Here is a 16696-nt window from a genome sequence, read left to right as displayed (position 1 = left end):
GGAGTTTGGAGCGGCACACGAGGTTCGAACTCGTGACCTCGACCTTGGCAAGGTCGCGCTCTACCAGCTGAGCTAGTGCCGCATCACATATTTAGCTCTGGATTTGTCGGTAACTACGCTAGGTCGCGTCTTTACCTGTAGCCAGCTGAGCTAGTGCCGCATCACATATTTAGCTCTGGATTTGTCGGTAACTACGCTAGGTCGCGTCTTTACCTGTAGCAGCTGAGCTAGTGCCGCATCACATATTTAGCTCTGGATTTGTCGGTAACTACGCTAGGTCGCGTCTTTACCTGTAGCAGCTGAGCTTGTACTGCTTTATTTATGCTCAAGAAACCCCGCAAGGCTTGTCATCTCAAGCGGGGCAGGATTCTACAAGATAAAATTTGCTTTGCAAGTATTTTTTAAACTTTGAAGAATTTTTCTTGGTAAACTTTCAGCTCCATGATGGAGTCTTTGATATCATCCAGTGCTAAATGAGAGCTTTTTTTCTTTATTTCACCCAATAGCTCTGGCTTCCAGCGTCTCGCAAGTTCTTTTATCGTACTGACATCCAAATTACGATAGTGGAAATAAGCTTCTAGCTCTGGCATGTATTTGTTGAGGAATCTACGGTCTTGACCAATAGAGTTACCACACATTGGAGAAGCACCTGGCGGCACCCACTCTTTAAGGAAATCTAGTGTTTGCTTAACTGCATCTGCTTCCGTGAACTTACTCGCTTTACAGCGAGCAGTTAGACCTGAGCGACCGTGTTGATTGGTGCACCACTCATCCATATTGTCCAACAGCTCATCACTTTGATGAATTGCCACTACTGGACCTTCAGCTAAAACATTGAGATCACCATCTGTGATCACCGTCGCGATTTCTAAGATTTTATCTGTTTTCGGTTCTAGCCCCGTCATCTCTAGATCGAGCCAGATCAAGTTTGATTCATGAAAAGTCATACTTTACCTTAGCGGTACTTTCCTTTAGATCCAATGCAATTAGATATATCATATTAGTTTAAACACTCGACCTAAAGCTTTTTTTACCATGCGCGGCGTTTTATTGATTTATAGCCTAAATTTGAACGCTCTGCACGCCTAAGCTTAAACAGATTATAAACATGGCAAAGAAAAAGAAACTCAGTAAGGGCCAATCCCGTCGGATTAAAGCCAATCATCAGAAGCGAATCGATAAAGCGAAAGAGACAGAAGTATCTGATGTTTCATGGCAAAACGACAACTTAGGGCCAACAGAAGCCGCAGTGGTGATCAGCCGCTTCGGCCAACATGCGGATATAGAAACCACAGACCAAGAGGTTTTGCGTTGCAATATCCGTCGTACCGTAACAAGCTTAGTTTGCGGTGATGAAGTCATTTTTCGTCGTGCCAAGGTCAGTGATGGTGACTTAGCCGGCGTAATTGAGGCTGTACATGAAAGGCGCACACAACTCACTCGTCCAGATTTTTATGACGGTGTGAAAGTTGTCGCTGCAAATATTGACCAAATATTGATGGTGTCGGCCGTTGTGCCTGAATTTACCCCTCAAATCATCGATCGCTATTTAGTCGCTTGTGAGGATATGGGGATAGAGCCGATTTTATTACTAAATAAAATTGATTTGCTTGACCAAGAAAGCCTCGAATATATTGATGAAGTCTTAGATATATATCGTGAGCTTGGCTATCGCGTACTGTTAGTCAGTACAAAATCAGGCGAAGGCATTGACGAGTTAAAACACATGCTTGAGGACAAAAATAACATTTTTGTTGGACAATCAGGGGTTGGCAAATCAACATTGGTCAATACGGTACTACCCAATGCAGATATTCTCACCAAAGAAGTCTCCGAAAATAGCGGCTTAGGGCAACATACAACCACAGTATCGCGCTTACACCACTTGCCGTCCGGTGGAAACCTGATCGACAGCCCAGGGATCCGTGAGTTCGGCCTATGGCACTTAGACGTGGAACGCGTCACTTGGTGCTTTAAAGAATTTAGGGAGTTTATTGGCGGTTGCCGCTTTAGAGACTGTAAACACCTGAACGATCCGGGATGTTTACTTCGTGAAGCCGTAGATGAAGGTAAAATCAGCGAATTACGTTTTGAAAGTTACCATCGTATTTTAGAGTCTATGGCTGATGGCCGCGCAGGTGCGCGCGCGCCGAGAGTCTGATAATATTTGCTAAATTGGCTCAATGACTTGAGCCCGATAGCCACTTCGCAATACAAAAAAGCGAAAGTGACAAGACTAATAATTAGGAACTGTTAAAAGTGAATTTGGATAAACTAAAAATTGCCATGCAATATGCATTACCTAAACATGCGGTTTCTCGTTTGGTTGGTAAGCTTGCCGCAGCAGAAGCTGGCGCCTTAACCACAAAGCTAATTAAGCTGTTTATCAAACAATATAAAATCGACATGAGCGAGGCATTGCACGAAGATCCAGCTCACTATAAAACCTTTAACGAGTTTTTTACCCGTCCGCTGAAGCCGGGGATCCGTCCTTTGGCAGAAGATAGCGATATCCTTGCCCACCCAGTTGATGGTGCAATCAGCCAACTTGGTGATGTCGTCGATGGTCAAATTATCCAAGCTAAGGGCCACAACTACAGCTTACAGACGCTGCTAGGTGGTAAAGAAGAAGACGTTGCGCCTTATGTTGGTGGTAAGTTTGCAACGATTTATCTAGCGCCGAAGGATTATCACCGTATCCACATGCCGGTTGATGGCACACTTCGTAAAATGATTTATGTACCAGGCGACTTATTCTCAGTAAATCCACTTACTGCGCAAAATGTGCCTAATTTATTTGCTCGTAACGAGCGAGTTGTTGCTATTTTTGACACTGAGATTGGTCCGCTTTCTATGGTATTGGTTGGTGCAACTATCGTCGCTAGCATTGAGACGATTTGGGCCGGTACAGTGACACCACCAGCCGGAAGAGATGTCTTTACTTGGACATATCCAGCAGAAGGTGACAACGCGATAACGCTGAAAAAAGGCGAAGAGATGGGTCGCTTTAAGCTTGGTTCTACCGTGATCTTAGCGTGGGGGGCAAATAAGGCTGAGTTCTTAGATGGCCAAAACCCAGAGACTGTCACACGCATGGGTACGCCTTTCGCAAAAATAGCAGAGTAGACTAATTGGTATTAGTGGCTTGAAACTATCTCAAGCCACAACAATCACACTCGGGGTTTTTACTGAGCCCATACTGCTTTTGCTGCAAGCTCATACCATCTAGCGTACAAAATACGCTTCCTTGGTGATGTCCAAGTAGCACGTTTATGGTCAATAAAGCTTGCTGCGCGCCGATCACCCCCAGTAATGGGCTAATGACGCCAAAGTTGTCACAATTCTCCACTGATGTTTGCGAACCCTCAGGGAAAACGCAAGCATAGCAAGGCGACTTGGCTCTAAAATCAAAACACATTAGTTGGCCTTGCGTGGCAATCGCGGCTCCAGCTATCAACACCTTGCTCGCTTGATAACAATACCGATTGAGCAAATAACGGGTAGTAAAGTTATCGCTGCAATCCAGGACAATATCTGCATCACGGAGCAACTCGACGACGTTCTTATCAGTCAATCTCGCATTCATTGGTACTAATGTGATCTCGTTATTGAGACTTGCCAGCACCTTTGCTGCTGCTTTGGATTTTTGCTGACCAAGGTGGTTCACCTTATACAGAATTTGCCTTTGTAAGTTAGACAATTCCACGTCGTCGTCATCAACAAAAGTAAGCTTACCAATGCCACTCGCCGCTAAGTAAAACAACGCTGGGCTTCCCAGCCCACCGCAGCCAACCACAGCCACATGCGCCTGCTTCAATGCGAGTTGGCCTTGCTCCCCGACCTCTTTTAACAGCAAATGGCGACTATACCTAAGCCGCTCTTTGTCATTGAGTTCAGTCATGTTGCGCCATAGCTTGCTTTAATTCAAGTACAGCCTGTTGTGGATCTTGGGCTTCAGTGATGGCTCTTACAACCGCAATACTAGATACGCCAGTTGCAGCCACTTCTGGCACGCGACTAAGATCAATGCCACCAATAGCGACGGTTGGATAGCTACTCTGCATCAAAGGTACAAAATGTGTCAGCTTTTCCAGCCCTTGGATTTGGCCGGTCATGTCTTTAGTCGTGGTTGGGTAGATAGCACCAAAAGCCAAATAACTTGGGCGATAGTTATGTGCCCGGAGCATTTCATAAAAACCATGGGTCGAAATACCTAAGCGCAGCCCTGCCTCTTGGATGGCAACAAGATTAGCTTTATCGATATCTTCTTGGCCCAAATGAATTCCATAAGCGCCGTGTTTAATCGCTAACTGCCAGTAGTCGTTAATAAACACCTTCGCATCGTATTTTTGTCCAAGTGCAATGGCGGTTTGTATTTCAGCTTCAAGATTAGCTTGCTCTGGATCTTTAATTCTCAGCTGCACCGTATCGACACCTAAAGCGAGACATTTTTCCACCCAGTCTGCACTGTCTACCACGGCATAAAGGCCAATAGGGTCGTCAATGCTGGCAAAGCCAGCGGCAAAATTAAACTCCTCAGGTAATGCAAACTCTAGTTCATCAGCAAGCCAAGAGCCCGCTTCTATCACTTGCGGGTAATCATTAAGATCAACTGGAAAACTCGTATGCGCAACAGGGCCCACGCCTTCACCATAACGTATCGCCGCTTTTAGCCCTGCATTGATGTATGCCTTAGCGAGAATAAAAGCATCTTTAAATGGGTACTCCTTGGCCATACATGCCGCGATCACTGACGATAAACTACACCCAGTACCATGGCTATGCGGTGTTTGAATTCTCTCATTGCCAAGCCAATACTCGGTATCATCCGCTAAGCCATAATCAATGCAGTAGCCTTTTGGGTAATCCCAATGACCGCCTTTAATGATCACCGACTTTGCACCGAATTCACGCAATTTGGCAGCAGCCTCTTTTACCGCATCAGGACCTATCAAATACACGCCTGTCAGCAGCTGAGTTTCATGTGTATTGGGTGTAATGATATCCACCAGCGGTAATAAATGGGTTTTTAACGCATCCACCGTGTCTTCTTCGGTTAATGAATCCCCGCTGGTCGCGATAGCTACTGGATCATAAACCACAAGCGGCGGCTTTTCCCATGTTGCTTTATAATGCTCGAGGTGTTCAGCAATCAGTTGGATCTGCTGAACATTGGCGAGCATGCCAATCTTTATCACCGTTGCAGGCATATCTTGCGAAAGCGCCGTCAGCTGAGATTCGATAACCGTGGTCGAAACCGGGTTTAACGCTTCCACTCCTAAACTATTTTGCGCCGTCAACGCAGTTACTACGGTACAACAATGAACATTAAAGCTCTGCGTTGCTTTGATATCCGCTTGAATACCAGCGCCGCCGCCAGAATCAGAACCCGCAATACTCCAAACGATATGTGACAAAGAGAACTCCTTATATAGTTATCCGCAATTCAAGTTAGTTTGCGTGCCAAAAAGGCATGCCTAAGGTTGGCGTAGAAGGTGATGCCACCTCTTTTTGTGGCATTGCTTTTGCCAAATAAGACAGGCGCCCTGCAACCGTGCTGGCTTCAAACGCTTTTGCCATGGTGATAGGACAACCCGCCCCTGCCACTGCCGAATTTAATAGTACGGCATCATAACCCAGCTCTAGAGCTTGGCAAGCATGAGACGGCAAGCCGAGTCCCGCATCGACAATCAAGGTTTGATGGGGCAAACGTGTGCGAATGGTTTGCAGATTATATGGATTTAACAGCCCTTTTCCCGTACCAATTGGTGCGCCCCAAGGCATTAAAACTTCACAACCAAGTGCATCTAAACGCTGACACAGCACCAAATCATCAGTGCAATAAGGCAATACCTTAAACCCGTCTTTTAGCAAAATTTCGGTGGCTTCGAGCAATGCAATTGGGTCTGGCTGTAAGTTATATTCATCACCAATGAGTTCAAGTTTAATCCAATCCGTGGCAAACACTTCCCGGCACATCTGCGCCAAGGTCACCGCTTCTTTTACGCTGTGACAACCTGCCGTGTTTGGTAAGACTCGTAGTCCCATCTCTTTGATAAGCGACCAAAAGTCATCACCCGCCTGCTTAGTTTGCTGGCGTCTCAGCGACACAGTAACAATTTCAGCACCCGAGGTGGCGATAGCCGCCTGCATTACCTCTGGAGAAGGATAAAGTGCTGAGCCAATTAACATGCGGCTAGTAAATTGTTCACCATAAATAGTGAGCTTAGTATCAGTCAAAGACTGCATATTTATCCCCCTTGAATTGGCGATAAAAGCTCAATCTTATCGCCGTCGCTCAATGTCACGCTTGGCAACTCCGTGCGGGAAACAAAAGTACCATTAAGCGCAACGGCAAAAGGCGGCTTGGCACCTCTGGCTTCAATAAATTCCTGAATATTTTGCTCGCGGCTGATATTAATCGTTTCGCCATTAAATTCGACTTTCATAATAACTCCTTAGATAGTGCTTGTTTCACGATAAGCGGTGCCAGCAGATAACCGTGTCTATATAGGCCATTGATACTGATCACATTACCTTGTTGTTCAATTTTGGGGTGATTATCTTTAAACGCAGGTCTAAGCCCTGCTAATAAAGACAATACTCGTGCTTCGGCAAACCCACGATGAACTGAATAAGCAGCTGAGAGTAATTCGAGTGTAGAACGTACCGTTATCTCACCATTATCTTGCGATTCAATTTCCGTCGCACCAATAACAAACTGATGGTCTGGCTTTGGCGCAATGTAAATGGGGTATCTTGGGTGCATCAAGCGCACAGGTCGAGTCAAGGTCACTTCTGGGGCATAAATTCTCGCCACTTCGCCGCGTACGCCACGAAGCCCATTACACGAGGCTTTCGCACCAAGACCACGACAATCAATTACCCAGTCATACGCTTGACTAAGCTGCGCCTTTTGCCCGTCATCACAATAGACACCGTAGTTAATCTCTACCCCTTGCTTCGTTAATGTTGCCGCACTACTTTGATAAAACGCCTGATTATCAAGCTGGCCTTCGCAAGGTAAATACAAGCCTTGATGGAAGACACCGCCAAGCTCTGGTTCCAATTGCGCGATCTGAGTACCATTTACCACTTCCGCGCTATGATCTTTTAACGGTTTTAAGCGCTGCTGAAAACTCACTAAATCACCACGGTCTTGACCATGTGCCACAATAAGGGAGCCTTGCTGCTGAAAAAATACCGGGCTTTCCAGTTTCGCCAGTAGTTGTGGCCAAAGGTTCATGGACTCCAGCCCTTGCAGCGCCAACGCTTCATCGCATATCACAGACTCAGCCAACGGCGCTAACATGGCCGCCGCCACACTACCTGCTGAGCTCTCCGTACCTTGCTTTGCTTGTTCAAACACGCTGATTTGATAACGCTCAGCGAGCATCAATGCGGCGATGCGCCCAGTTAAGCCAAAACCCAAGATAGCAACACGTGCTTGAGTAGACATAGCTACACTCCTAAAATTAGCCACCCGACGGGGATCAAGGTGGCTATGATGGGATAGATCATATCGCTTTGTGATAAAGCTCAGAGCCTGATTGCTTAAACTCTTCTGACTTTGCTTTCATCTCGGCTTCAACATCCACCATTTTAATGCTGATCTCTTCGCCTACATTATTAGGATCAATGCCTCGCGCTTCTAACTCTTTTGCATAGTCACGCACATCCTGAGTGATCTTCATCGAGCAGAATTTAGGACCACACATAGAACAGAAGTGAGCGACTTTGCCCGACTCTTGTGGCAAGGTCTCATCGTGATATTCACGAGCACGCTCTGGATCTAGACCGAGATTAAACTGATCGTGCCAGCGGAACTCAAAACGCGCTTTAGATAGCGCATTGTCACGAACTTGAGCACCCGGATGGCCTTTCGCCAGATCCGCTGCATGCGCCGCGATCTTGTAGGTGATCAAGCCTTCTTTTACATCTTCTTTATTCGGTAAGCCTAAGTGTTCTTTTGGTGTCACATAGCACAGCATCGCACAGCCATACCACGCAATTTGCGCCGCACCAATCCCTGAAGTGAAGTGATCATAACCCGGAGCGATATCGGTTGTGAGTGGGCCAAGCGTGTAAAACGGTGCTTCATCACAGTGCTTTAGCTGCTCTTCCATATTCTCTTTGATCATATGCATCGGCACGTGTCCAGGGCCTTCAATAAAGACCTGAACATCGTGTTTCCACGCAAGCTTAGTTAACTCACCAAGGGTGCGCAGTTCACTAAATTGCGCTTCGTCATTGGCATCGGCAATAGAACCCGGACGTAAGCCATCGCCCAATGAGAAACAAACATCATACTGTTTTAAGATTTCACAGATGTCTTCAAAGTGCGTGTAGAGGAAGTTTTCTTTGTGATGCGCTAAACACCACTTCGCCATAATTGAACCACCGCGAGACACAATACCTGTCACGCGTTTTGCCGTCATCGGCACGTAACGCAGTAGTACTCCCGCGTGGATAGTAAAGTAATCCACGCCTTGCTCAGCTTGTTCAATCAAGGTATCGCGGAAGATCTCCCACGTTAGATCTTCGGCAACGCCATTCACTTTTTCTAGTGCCTGATAGATTGGTACAGTACCGATTGGCACAGGAGAGTTACGTACCACCCACTCGCGGGTTTCATGAATGTAACGCCCTGTAGACAGATCCATTACGGTATCTGCACCCCAACGGGTCGACCATACCATCTTTTCTACTTCTTCTTCGATAGAAGAGGTCACAGATGAGTTACCGATATTGGCATTAACTTTGACTAAGAAGTTACGTCCGATGATCATCGGCTCAGTCTCAGGGTGATTGATATTGTTTGGCAGTACAGCACGACCACGGGCGATTTCATCACGCACAAATTCAGGCGTAATAAACTCAGGAATACTGGCGCCAAACGATTGGCCTTTGTGTTGCTGCGCGAGCAATTCTTCACGCAACTTAGCGCGTCCCATATTCTCACGGATCGCCACATATTCCATTTCAGGCGTCACTATCCCTTGGCGGGCGTAGTGCATTTGCGTGACATTTTTACCCGCCTTAGCACGACGGATTTTAGGTAGGTGTTCAAAGCGAATATGATCAAGCCCTTCATCCGCCATACGCTGCTGAGAAAACTGTGACGTCACCGACTCTAGCATTTCGGTATCATCGCGCTCAACTATCCACTGCTCTCTAAATTTAGGAAGACCAGCACGAACGTCAACCGGTACTTCAGGATCTGTGTATGGACCTGAAGTATCATAAACACGAATGGGATCGTTTGATTCAAATACCGGATTTTCTTCGGTGCCACCTACAAACGAATCACTTAGCGTGATTTCACGCATACCAACGCGTACGCCTGCTTGTTCACCCTCCACATAAACTTTATGTGAGTTTGGAAAAGGTTGGCCTTTAAGGTTATGGATAAATTCTGCCGCGGCTGCTCGCGCTTCACGACGACTTAGCTTGCTACTATTGTTTGACATGACGTCCCTCTTATTTTCATACAAAGGTGTCTTGTCAGATCTCCAAAAGGAGAGAGACGAGGATAGTCCTCGGGTAAGGTGGATAGCAATAAACCACTATTGCTACAGACAAACGCAGCGCGTTTGCTGTCTTGTTCCCTACGCAGGCATTAACCTGATCAGGTCCACGGATCCCGCAAAATGCGATCTCAGCCCGACTATCTGCAACAAATTTGCTGCAAAAATTCAAGGCACTCCGACAAGTAACGAATTAGCGCCAGTCTACTTGCTAACACGAAAGCTCGCAAGCACTGACTCTGGAATTCTTATTTTCAGCTTATTGTTTAATAAAACTAAACTGAGGTTTTCCTTTTAAGGTCAACTTATTAGCATTTACTTCAAGCAAGACACCAATTTGTAATTGGTTAATAAGCTGCGATTCAACCTGAGCGATTTCTTCACCGCAGTACTTACGCGTCATGCCTAAGTTTTTAACTTTTAACTGCCCTTCGACAATTTCGCCTTCGCCAAAAAAGCGATTACAACCCGCAAAACCATTGACTTGCAGTGCATCGATAAAACGAATATCAATAGGCTTTTCACCAAGTCCAGCGTCTGATTGTAATTGCGTAATATTTTGGCCATTAATACTCTGTAACTGCCAAGCGGAATACTTAAGCGCTTCCGTGTCTACCTTCCCTGTCGATATACATCCACTAAGCGCCATTATTGCGCCGATTATGCTGATGAATTTCATGGTAAACCATCTATTTTATGCCCTGAGTTTATTATAACGTTTCAAGACACAAAAATAGCAGTAAAATTCTGTAAAATTGTCTTACCTGAATGTTTTAACACCAACTATTTCACAAATTGCTGCTCTTCAAATAAATGTGTAATAGCGTCTGGTAAAAACGGTCTACCGCGCTCATTCACCGAAGTTCCAGTGACCACAGCATCAAGCATGAGTTTATTGTCATGCGCTCTTATCACTTTTTGCTTAAATGCAAACTTTACTCTGCTTTCACGCTCAAGTGCGACTTCAACATAAAACTCATCGCCTGGACGTAACGAGTCTTTGTAATTCATTTCGCTACGAATAACGACTAAGTTCACTTTTTGCTCTGCAAGCGCTGCAAAATCAACGTTATTCGCCAATAAAAACTCATGTCTTGCGTGCTCTAAATAATTAAAATACACGCTGTTATTAACTATTCCCTGTAAGTCACACTCATAGTCTCGGACTTTAAAATCAACTTTAAAACTCATATCTGGCCTATTTGTTTAACATTTGCGGGCTAACATATAACACAATTTCACTGTCAACTGGTCTGGCTTTTGTTAAACTGTGCCCAATTAAAAATGGGACAAAGATTAAGCATGAAGTTAAAACTCTCTACGATCACCCTGGCACTGCTGCCATTTTTCTCTCATCAGGTACTTGCCGACGATAACCTAGAAACCATTGTCGTCACCGGCGATTTTCAGAATGAAACTATCCAGACATTAAGTGCAAGCGCTTCTGTGGTTGACGAACTCACTATCGCTAAGCGTGGTGCGCAATATTTAGATGAGATACTAGGTGCCACCGCTAACGTTAACTTTACGGCAGGTGCGTCTCGTGGTCGCTTTATGCAAATCCGTGGTATCGGCTTACGTTCACAGTTTGTTGATCCTATTTATCCCAGCGTTGGCTTATTAATTGACGGTATTAATTACTCAGGATTAGGCGCAAGTGCGCTGCTTTTTGATACTGAGTCAGTGGTGGTGTATCGCGGCCCTCAAGGCACTAAATTCGGTTCAGATGCTTTAGCAGGAATCGTTGAAGTAAATACCCAAGCCGCCACCACAGCGCCATCATTAAAAATGAAGTTGGGCGCAGGTAATTATGGTAGCTACGAAGCAGGCCTTGCTGCGGGTACGGGATTAAGCGACGACACCGCTGTGCGCGTCAGCCTTTATCAACGAGAGTCTGACGGTTACGTAGATAACCTCTACCTAAACAAACCTACTCAGCAACAAGACGAGCAAGTAGCAAGAGTGAAGCTTAACTCTCAAGTGAGCGATAATTTCGCACTAGAGTTTGCTTATCACCATATTGATACTGAAAACGGGTACGACGGTTTCACCCTGGATAATTCACGTAACAGTGTTGCTGATGACCCGGGCCAAGACAACCTCAGCTCCGATGCGTTTTCACTACGCGGAATTTATACTCGCTCAGACTTATTCAATGTCGAATTTAAAGTATCTGGGCTAGATGCTGATACTTTATATAGCTACGACGAAGATTGGGTATGTAACGACGCAGCGCAACCAGCGCTATGCGCAGCAGGATTACACCCTGAAGGATATAGCTCAACCGATGCCTACGAGCGTAACCATGAAAATGGCAACATAGAATTTTTAATCAAAGATAAGCAAAATGACTGGGTGATAGGTGTTTTTGCAAAGCGTAACGATGTTGATTTGACCCGTCATTACACTTGGCTTGAGAACCCATTTACGTCAGCATACACCGTAGAAAGTAAGGCGATTTTTGGTCAATACGTGCATCACCTGTCAGACAAAACTCGCCTAATCGGTGGTCTTCGCGCGGAGCAATATGACGCTGACTATTTAGATAGTAACGGCTTTAGTATCGAAACCGATGATGTAATGTGGGGCGGAAAAGTCGCACTTGAATATCAAGTTGTACCGCGCACGATGATCTACACCAGCCTTACTCGCGGTTACAAAGTCGGCGGTGTAAACGGCGAAGCACTAGCAAAAGCCAAAGATGAAGGTTTAAACATTCCGGCCGAACACCATTACTTTGACCCTGAGTATGTTTGGAACGCTGAGTTTGGCGTAAAGGGTGAGTCTGAAGACAAACGTCACCTTGTGCGGGTTACCGCGTTTTATATGCAACGCGATGATATCCAGTTAAAACAATGGCAAGTTTCTAACCAGCAATTTGCAGGCTACATCGACAACGCCAGTAAAGGCAGTAACTACGGCCTAGAAGTTGAAGGCAACCTACAATACACGGACCGCCTTGGTTTTAGCTATAGCGCAGGCTATTTAGAGACCGAAATTGAAGACTTTGTGGCTGCCAGTGGCCTAAACCTTGATGGTCGCGACCAAGCACAAGCGCCAAATTATCAATACTCGTTTGCCGTCAATTACGAGTTAATGGATAACCTAGTGGTTGAATTGGGTGTAGAAGGCAAAGACAACTATTACCTCTCGGACAGTCACAACGAGCAAGCGCGCAATCATAACCTGATCAACGCAAGCCTTAGTTACTATGGTGACAACTGGTCATTAACGGCTTGGGGTAGAAACCTTGCAGACGAAGACATTGTAGTACGTGGCTTTAGGTTTGGTAATAATCCATTAGACGGCTGGCAAGACAACACCTATGTACAATACGGCGAGCCACGCGTTTATGGTTTAAGTTTTTCTTACGAACTATAGTACGACCTGTTTATCGCCTACACATAAGGCGATAAACGGGCATAAAAAGAAAAAAGGGGGAACGTAAAATTAGAGTAAAACGTTCCCCCTCACCGCAAAAACTCAAAAAGCAATTACCCTTTTAGTTATTCCATGCTTGGGGCACTGGAATACACCAACTCAACCAGATTATTCATCGTTTTTGACTTCTGCATGTAAGCCTTTTCCATATGGGCAAGCTCTTGCAGTTCAAACAAGGTTGTTTCCACCAGTGCTAGCCATTTAGTTGTGGTGTCTGGCACATCGTCACCCTGCCTTGCCGCCTTCTTGAGGGCATCGTAATAAATCGTTAAGTCATGATATTGGCGTAGATAATCCATATTGCTCTCCAACATGTCACTTTATTTCACACTAAAGTAACAAAAGCTTCGAGCAAAAATCTGCGCGAAGAAAATTTTTTTGAATTTATTTGTAAATTAATTAAAAACGCCAGCACCATCATAGCAACACCTCAGTTGACTAAAGAGTTACTCATCTCAGGCTTCGCCTAAAAAATCGAGCGAAGATTAATTAAATGCAACAAAATGTTCATTTTTAGACGAACTACTCTTGAAAAAGAAATTTTCTACGATAGACTCGCGTTTACGGTTTAGATACAAAAATGCAACTTGGTTAAGCGAACAATAGAGACAAACAAATAGCATACATCCGGCTACATAGGGGTTGATGCTGTTTGTGACGCGAGTGCGACAGGCAAAAAGGATTGAGTTGGTGGGGAAATTTGATAAGCGCTTTACAGGAGACGACCTGCGCCGCATGCGCAAAGTCGCCGGCAAAACCACGCAAGAAATGGCTAATTTGGTCGGCGTGGAGCGTGGCACTTACGAAAACTATGAAAAAGGCGTAAGCAAATTTCCCTACGAATATTTTGAAGTATGGTGCGACGCCTGCGGCATCAACCTCAATCCACTTAGAGAACAAATCCTTGCCTTAAGAGACAAAATTGACGACGCCAAATTATGGCGCAAGTCGCCAACACCGCGAAATAACAAATCAAGCAACGGGGATAACGGCTAATGAAAGACGCGCACTTTCATTGCCCCTCACCACAATGGCAAACAATCAAGTTACGAATAAGGTCCATTTGCAACACGATGTTTTCAACTTTATTGTTAAGGAGTAAAGTGGAGTGGAAATTAAACACCGCAAAACTTAACTTAGAAAGGACGTCATTATGCGCTTTTTTATAAAAAATATAGCTAACCGACTCGTAACTTTAACAGCACTTTCCCAAAAACAAGCTAACAGGGTATCTGGTGGATCGCTTGGGCCAAAAGTAAAAGATCCAAAAGTCGAAAGTGACTCAGCAGCGCCAAGTAAACAATCATCACTTAGTGCTGATTCAGTTAATCAGGTGATTGGTGGCACAACAGGAGGACAAGCTGATGACCCTAGAGTACAAAACGACTCCATAACACCAAATAAAAAATCATCACTTAGTGCTGATTCAGTTAATCAGGTGATTGGTGGAAGCCATGCAGATAAAGGCGGCGATCCGAGAGTAAAAGGCGCAACAGTTCAATTAGATAAAAAGTCACCTCTAGAGGCTAGTTCATTCAATAAAGTGGTTGGAGGAAGTACTGGTGGTCAGGCTGAGGATCCAAGAGTAAAGGAAGGTGGCTAAGTTATGAAAACACAACAAAATAGAGAGGAATAAATGAAGCGTTCTTGGTTTGTGTTGCTATTTTGTGTAGTCCTAGCCCTTATTTTTATCGGTTTGCACTATCAGTCTATAAATTCCCTGCATTTGTTATTTATGGGTAGCATAGCTATGACTAGCTTCTTCTTAAGAGGCCAAGAAAATATTAAGCATATTGTACTGATACTATTGGTGTTGAGCTTTATTGAATATGGTTTTTTTAATTACTTTATGAATCTTAACAAAGCAGGACTACCTGGCTATCAGACAAATGCATTCATATATAGCTTACACCTGATATGTGATTTTATTGCACTAGTGATTCTGAAGTACCGAGTTCGACTTTCCTTAAGGTATATGCGCTTTACTAATCCTGACAATTGGCGATCCATTTATATGACTTATGCTGACCCAATTCTATACGGTATTTTCTTTGCATTTGTATTGGTCGATTTAGCCGCTTTTGGTGAAAACTTGATTCGCTATATGGATCTCTTTTTTGGTGTGTCCGAAGAGGCATCTAAGCCCTTTTGGAGTTGGAGCTGGGTATATAAAAACTACGAAATCCTAAAGTCGATTTTACTATCCTGTGTGATCACCACCCTACTGGCCACTATTTTTGTCGAACGGCAGCGCCCTGATACGCCAGATGAGGAATTAGAAAGCGAATCAAAATAGGCATAGCTTTTAAAAAATAAAGCCCGCTCCCGCGGGTTTTATTTTTTGTTTTACACAGATATAGAGCTAAAACTGCACCCCTTCTTCAAAATCGGACACTTTGACTAAGTTAACGCCTGTCGCCTTCTCCTCAAAAAAGATATCCGCAATTTTTTGATGGACAAAGACATACTTCAGACCACCGGCTTGTTTAAATATCAAACGTTCTTCTTCTGGGATTTTATCCAAGACTTCACTATCTAAGTGGTATTTATAAACGTCGATTCTCGACATAAAGTATGGATCTGCCAATTCTTCTTTCGTCGCTTTCTCTGTTTTAGACTTTTCTCTATCCCAACAATCCAGTTCTTGCCAAAAGTTCATGCACCAATAATCTTCGTGATAGTTACCACCATCGTCAATGTAAACAGCTGGATATAGCTGCATCCCGACAAAATTAAAAAATTTTAGCCGCTCTCTAATTTGGCTACTAATTATAGGAGTCACCATGTTTAGCATAACGGTTGGGATAGGCCTTTTGATATTTCTTTTGATATCTTCTTGTTTGTAGCTATTTTCAAAGAAAAGCGGTTCTTGTCCCCAAATTAATCGCTCAAATTCAAAGTCTCTATCCGCCGACTTTTGCAAAGCAGTAAGATGCAATGTTACTTCGCTATACTTTTTTAAAATGATGTAATATTGGTCGTTAAAATCTCTTGTCATTGCACTTCCAACCTTTATGTAAAGTAGTCTCCTAACTAGTTGGCAAACTAAAACTGCATCCCTTCTTCAAAGTCGGATACTTTGACTAAGTTAACGCCTGTCGCCTTCTCCTCAAAAAAGATATCTGCAATTTTTTGATGGACAAAGACATAACCCATATCATCGGGCTCCATTTTAAAAATCAGCCGCTCTTCTTCTGGAATTTTATCTAATACATCACTATCAAGGCTGTACTTGTAAGTCGACAAACCGTCAGCTAGAGGATCTAATTTTAGTTTTTCCATCGCTCGCTTTGAAAATTTGGACTTTTCTCTATCCAAGCAGTCCAACTCTTCCCAAAAATTCATACACCAAAGATTTTCATGGTAGGTATTATTGTCATCAATAAAAACCGTAGGGTATAACTGAACATTACTAAAGTTATAGAATTTTAGTTTATTTCTTATACTATCGTTTAAAATCGGGATAGTCGCATAAAATAATACATCAGATAATGCGCAACAACGGCCTAAATTTTGATACTCATCCTTAAAAGCATTTTCAAAAAACAAAGGCTCTTCTCCCCACCCCATCCTCTCAAAATCAAAATTCCTTCTCGCTGTTTTCTTCAACGGCTTTAAATACAAAGCATCTTCCTTATGCTCCATTAAAAGTATGCGCGAATTCAACTCCGAAGTGCACCACTCGCTAAATTAAGCTGCTTTACGTAATTCATTGAATACTACAGCAG

The 16696-nt window shown here is 44.1% G+C and carries 18 protein-coding genes, 1 tRNA gene and 1 riboswitch; of the genes, 6 read left to right on the top strand and 13 right to left on the bottom strand.

Going from position 1 to position 16696, the window contains the following annotated elements; genetic code table 11:
• Nucleotides 1–6 precede the first annotated feature (6 nt).
• Nucleotides 7–82 (bottom strand) — tRNA-Gly (locus tag NO992_RS11440).
• Nucleotides 83–401: 319 nt separating this feature from the next.
• Nucleotides 402–947, bottom strand: a complete 546-nt coding sequence (gene orn / locus NO992_RS11435; protein ID WP_010607090.1) for an oligoribonuclease — start codon at nucleotides 945–947, stop codon at nucleotides 402–404.
• A 161-nt stretch (nucleotides 948–1108) separates the two neighbouring features.
• Between orn and rsgA the strand changes: the two genes are divergently transcribed.
• Both rsgA and asd read left to right on the top strand, forming a co-directional pair.
• Nucleotides 1109–2161: a small ribosomal subunit biogenesis GTPase RsgA gene (gene rsgA, locus NO992_RS11430; RefSeq protein WP_010368812.1), complete on the top strand. Its 1053-nt coding sequence runs from the start codon at nucleotides 1109–1111 to the stop codon at nucleotides 2159–2161.
• Nucleotides 2162–2259: 98 nt separating this feature from the next.
• Nucleotides 2260–3126, top strand: a complete 867-nt coding sequence (gene asd / locus NO992_RS11425; protein WP_045965938.1) for an archaetidylserine decarboxylase — start codon at nucleotides 2260–2262, stop codon at nucleotides 3124–3126.
• A gap of 25 nt (nucleotides 3127–3151) precedes the next feature.
• On the opposite strand, the gene NO992_RS11420 is transcribed toward asd, so the two are convergent.
• The 8 genes from NO992_RS11420 to NO992_RS11385 form a co-directional block, all read right to left on the bottom strand.
• Nucleotides 3152–3901 (bottom strand): ThiF family adenylyltransferase, encoded by a 750-nt coding sequence (locus NO992_RS11420; protein ID WP_371377204.1) that lies wholly within the window; start codon nucleotides 3899–3901, stop codon nucleotides 3152–3154.
• On the bottom strand, nucleotides 3894–5417 hold the full coding sequence (gene thiE / locus NO992_RS11415; RefSeq protein WP_371377201.1) for a thiamine phosphate synthase: 1524 nt from the start codon (nucleotides 5415–5417) through the stop codon (nucleotides 3894–3896). The genes NO992_RS11420 and thiE overlap by 8 nt, the downstream gene beginning before the upstream one ends.
• A gap of 34 nt (nucleotides 5418–5451) precedes the next feature.
• Nucleotides 5452–6249 carry a thiazole synthase gene (locus tag NO992_RS11410; RefSeq protein WP_069020549.1) on the bottom strand — a complete coding sequence of 266 codons (798 nt, stop codon included), beginning with the start codon at nucleotides 6247–6249 and terminating at the stop codon, nucleotides 5452–5454.
• A 2-nt stretch (nucleotides 6250–6251) separates the two neighbouring features.
• Nucleotides 6252–6449, bottom strand: coding sequence for a sulfur carrier protein ThiS (gene thiS / locus NO992_RS11405; protein ID WP_239979796.1), 198 nt, complete (start codon nucleotides 6447–6449; stop codon nucleotides 6252–6254).
• A complete protein-coding gene (locus NO992_RS11400) occupies nucleotides 6446–7459 on the bottom strand; it encodes an FAD-dependent oxidoreductase (RefSeq protein WP_371377198.1) in 1014 nt (337 codons plus the stop codon). Before NO992_RS11400 ends, thiS begins: the two co-directional genes overlap by 4 nt.
• Before the next feature lie 58 nt (nucleotides 7460–7517).
• Nucleotides 7518–9470 (bottom strand): phosphomethylpyrimidine synthase ThiC, encoded by a 1953-nt coding sequence (gene thiC / locus NO992_RS11395; RefSeq protein WP_371377195.1) that lies wholly within the window; start codon nucleotides 9468–9470, stop codon nucleotides 7518–7520.
• Between the two features lie 118 nt (nucleotides 9471–9588).
• A riboswitch (TPP riboswitch) is annotated at nucleotides 9589–9718 on the bottom strand.
• A gap of 68 nt (nucleotides 9719–9786) precedes the next feature.
• The gene (locus tag NO992_RS11390) at nucleotides 9787–10206 is read right to left on the bottom strand and encodes an META domain-containing protein (protein ID WP_010368829.1); all 420 of its coding nucleotides are present in this window, start codon (nucleotides 10204–10206) and stop codon (nucleotides 9787–9789) included.
• A gap of 104 nt (nucleotides 10207–10310) precedes the next feature.
• On the bottom strand, nucleotides 10311–10718 hold the full coding sequence (locus tag NO992_RS11385) for a thioesterase family protein (RefSeq protein WP_017217234.1): 408 nt from the start codon (nucleotides 10716–10718) through the stop codon (nucleotides 10311–10313).
• 111 nt (nucleotides 10719–10829) lie between these two features.
• Here NO992_RS11385 and NO992_RS11380 point away from each other — a divergent pair, with 111 nt between their 5' ends.
• The gene (locus tag NO992_RS11380; RefSeq protein WP_371377192.1) at nucleotides 10830–12908 is read left to right on the top strand and encodes a TonB-dependent receptor; all 2079 of its coding nucleotides are present in this window, start codon (nucleotides 10830–10832) and stop codon (nucleotides 12906–12908) included.
• A gap of 125 nt (nucleotides 12909–13033) precedes the next feature.
• Here NO992_RS11380 and NO992_RS11375 read toward each other — a convergent pair whose 3' ends face one another.
• Nucleotides 13034–13267, bottom strand: coding sequence for a hypothetical protein (locus NO992_RS11375; RefSeq protein ID WP_371377189.1), 234 nt, complete (start codon nucleotides 13265–13267; stop codon nucleotides 13034–13036).
• 346 nt (nucleotides 13268–13613) lie between these two features.
• Between NO992_RS11375 and NO992_RS11370 the strand changes: the two genes are divergently transcribed.
• The 3 genes from NO992_RS11370 to NO992_RS11360 all read left to right on the top strand — a co-directional run bounded on the left by NO992_RS11370 (nucleotide 13614) and on the right by NO992_RS11360 (nucleotide 15264).
• The gene (locus tag NO992_RS11370; RefSeq protein ID WP_371377186.1) at nucleotides 13614–13964 is read left to right on the top strand and encodes a helix-turn-helix domain-containing protein; all 351 of its coding nucleotides are present in this window, start codon (nucleotides 13614–13616) and stop codon (nucleotides 13962–13964) included.
• Between the two features lie 157 nt (nucleotides 13965–14121).
• A complete protein-coding gene (locus NO992_RS11365; protein WP_371377183.1) occupies nucleotides 14122–14571 on the top strand; it encodes a hypothetical protein in 450 nt (149 codons plus the stop codon).
• A gap of 33 nt (nucleotides 14572–14604) precedes the next feature.
• Complete coding sequence (locus tag NO992_RS11360) at nucleotides 14605–15264, top strand: hypothetical protein (protein ID WP_371377180.1); 660 nt, start codon at nucleotides 14605–14607, stop codon at nucleotides 15262–15264.
• Between the two features lie 66 nt (nucleotides 15265–15330).
• On the opposite strand, the gene NO992_RS11355 is transcribed toward NO992_RS11360, so the two are convergent.
• Together NO992_RS11355 and NO992_RS11350 are read right to left on the bottom strand one after the other, a co-directional pair.
• On the bottom strand, nucleotides 15331–15966 hold the full coding sequence (locus NO992_RS11355; protein WP_371377177.1) for an imm11 family protein: 636 nt from the start codon (nucleotides 15964–15966) through the stop codon (nucleotides 15331–15333).
• A 47-nt stretch (nucleotides 15967–16013) separates the two neighbouring features.
• The gene (locus NO992_RS11350; protein WP_371377174.1) at nucleotides 16014–16613 is read right to left on the bottom strand and encodes an imm11 family protein; all 600 of its coding nucleotides are present in this window, start codon (nucleotides 16611–16613) and stop codon (nucleotides 16014–16016) included.
• Nucleotides 16614–16696: the final 83 nt, after the last annotated feature.

Source organism: Pseudoalteromonas sp. DY56-GL79, from assembly GCF_041414765.1.
Lineage (GTDB): Bacteria > Pseudomonadota > Gammaproteobacteria > Enterobacterales > Alteromonadaceae > Pseudoalteromonas > Pseudoalteromonas piscicida.
Note: the sequence above shows the minus strand (reverse complement) of the source record. Positions and strands in the feature narration are given on the sequence as shown.

Bases quoted from the DNA above. Each gene is read 5' to 3' on its own strand.
- NO992_RS11350 (WP_371377174.1), bottom strand. From the start codon at position 16,613: ATGGAGCATAAGGAAGATGCTTTGTATTTAAAGCCGTTGAAGAAAACA.
- NO992_RS11355 (WP_371377177.1), bottom strand. From the start codon at position 15,966: ATGACAAGAGATTTTAACGACCAATATTACATCATTTTAAAAAAGTAT.
- orn (WP_010607090.1), bottom strand. From the start codon at position 947: ATGACTTTTCATGAATCAAACTTGATCTGGCTCGATCTAGAGATGACG.
- thiS (WP_239979796.1), bottom strand. From the start codon at position 6,449: ATGAAAGTCGAATTTAATGGCGAAACGATTAATATCAGCCGCGAGCAA.
- NO992_RS11365 (WP_371377183.1), top strand. From the start codon at position 14,122: ATGCGCTTTTTTATAAAAAATATAGCTAACCGACTCGTAACTTTAACA.
- NO992_RS11360 (WP_371377180.1), top strand. From the start codon at position 14,605: ATGAAGCGTTCTTGGTTTGTGTTGCTATTTTGTGTAGTCCTAGCCCTT.
- NO992_RS11400 (WP_371377198.1), bottom strand. From the start codon at position 7,459: ATGTCTACTCAAGCACGTGTTGCTATCTTGGGTTTTGGCTTAACTGGG.
- NO992_RS11370 (WP_371377186.1), top strand. From the start codon at position 13,614: ATGCTGTTTGTGACGCGAGTGCGACAGGCAAAAAGGATTGAGTTGGTG.
- NO992_RS11385 (WP_017217234.1), bottom strand. From the start codon at position 10,718: ATGAGTTTTAAAGTTGATTTTAAAGTCCGAGACTATGAGTGTGACTTA.
- NO992_RS11410 (WP_069020549.1), bottom strand. From the start codon at position 6,249: ATGCAGTCTTTGACTGATACTAAGCTCACTATTTATGGTGAACAATTT.
- NO992_RS11380 (WP_371377192.1), top strand. From the start codon at position 10,830: ATGAAGTTAAAACTCTCTACGATCACCCTGGCACTGCTGCCATTTTTC.
- NO992_RS11390 (WP_010368829.1), bottom strand. From the start codon at position 10,206: ATGAAATTCATCAGCATAATCGGCGCAATAATGGCGCTTAGTGGATGT.
- rsgA (WP_010368812.1), top strand. From the start codon at position 1,109: ATGGCAAAGAAAAAGAAACTCAGTAAGGGCCAATCCCGTCGGATTAAA.
- NO992_RS11420 (WP_371377204.1), bottom strand. From the start codon at position 3,901: ATGACTGAACTCAATGACAAAGAGCGGCTTAGGTATAGTCGCCATTTG.
- NO992_RS11375 (WP_371377189.1), bottom strand. From the start codon at position 13,267: ATGGATTATCTACGCCAATATCATGACTTAACGATTTATTACGATGCC.
- thiC (WP_371377195.1), bottom strand. From the start codon at position 9,470: ATGTCAAACAATAGTAGCAAGCTAAGTCGTCGTGAAGCGCGAGCAGCC.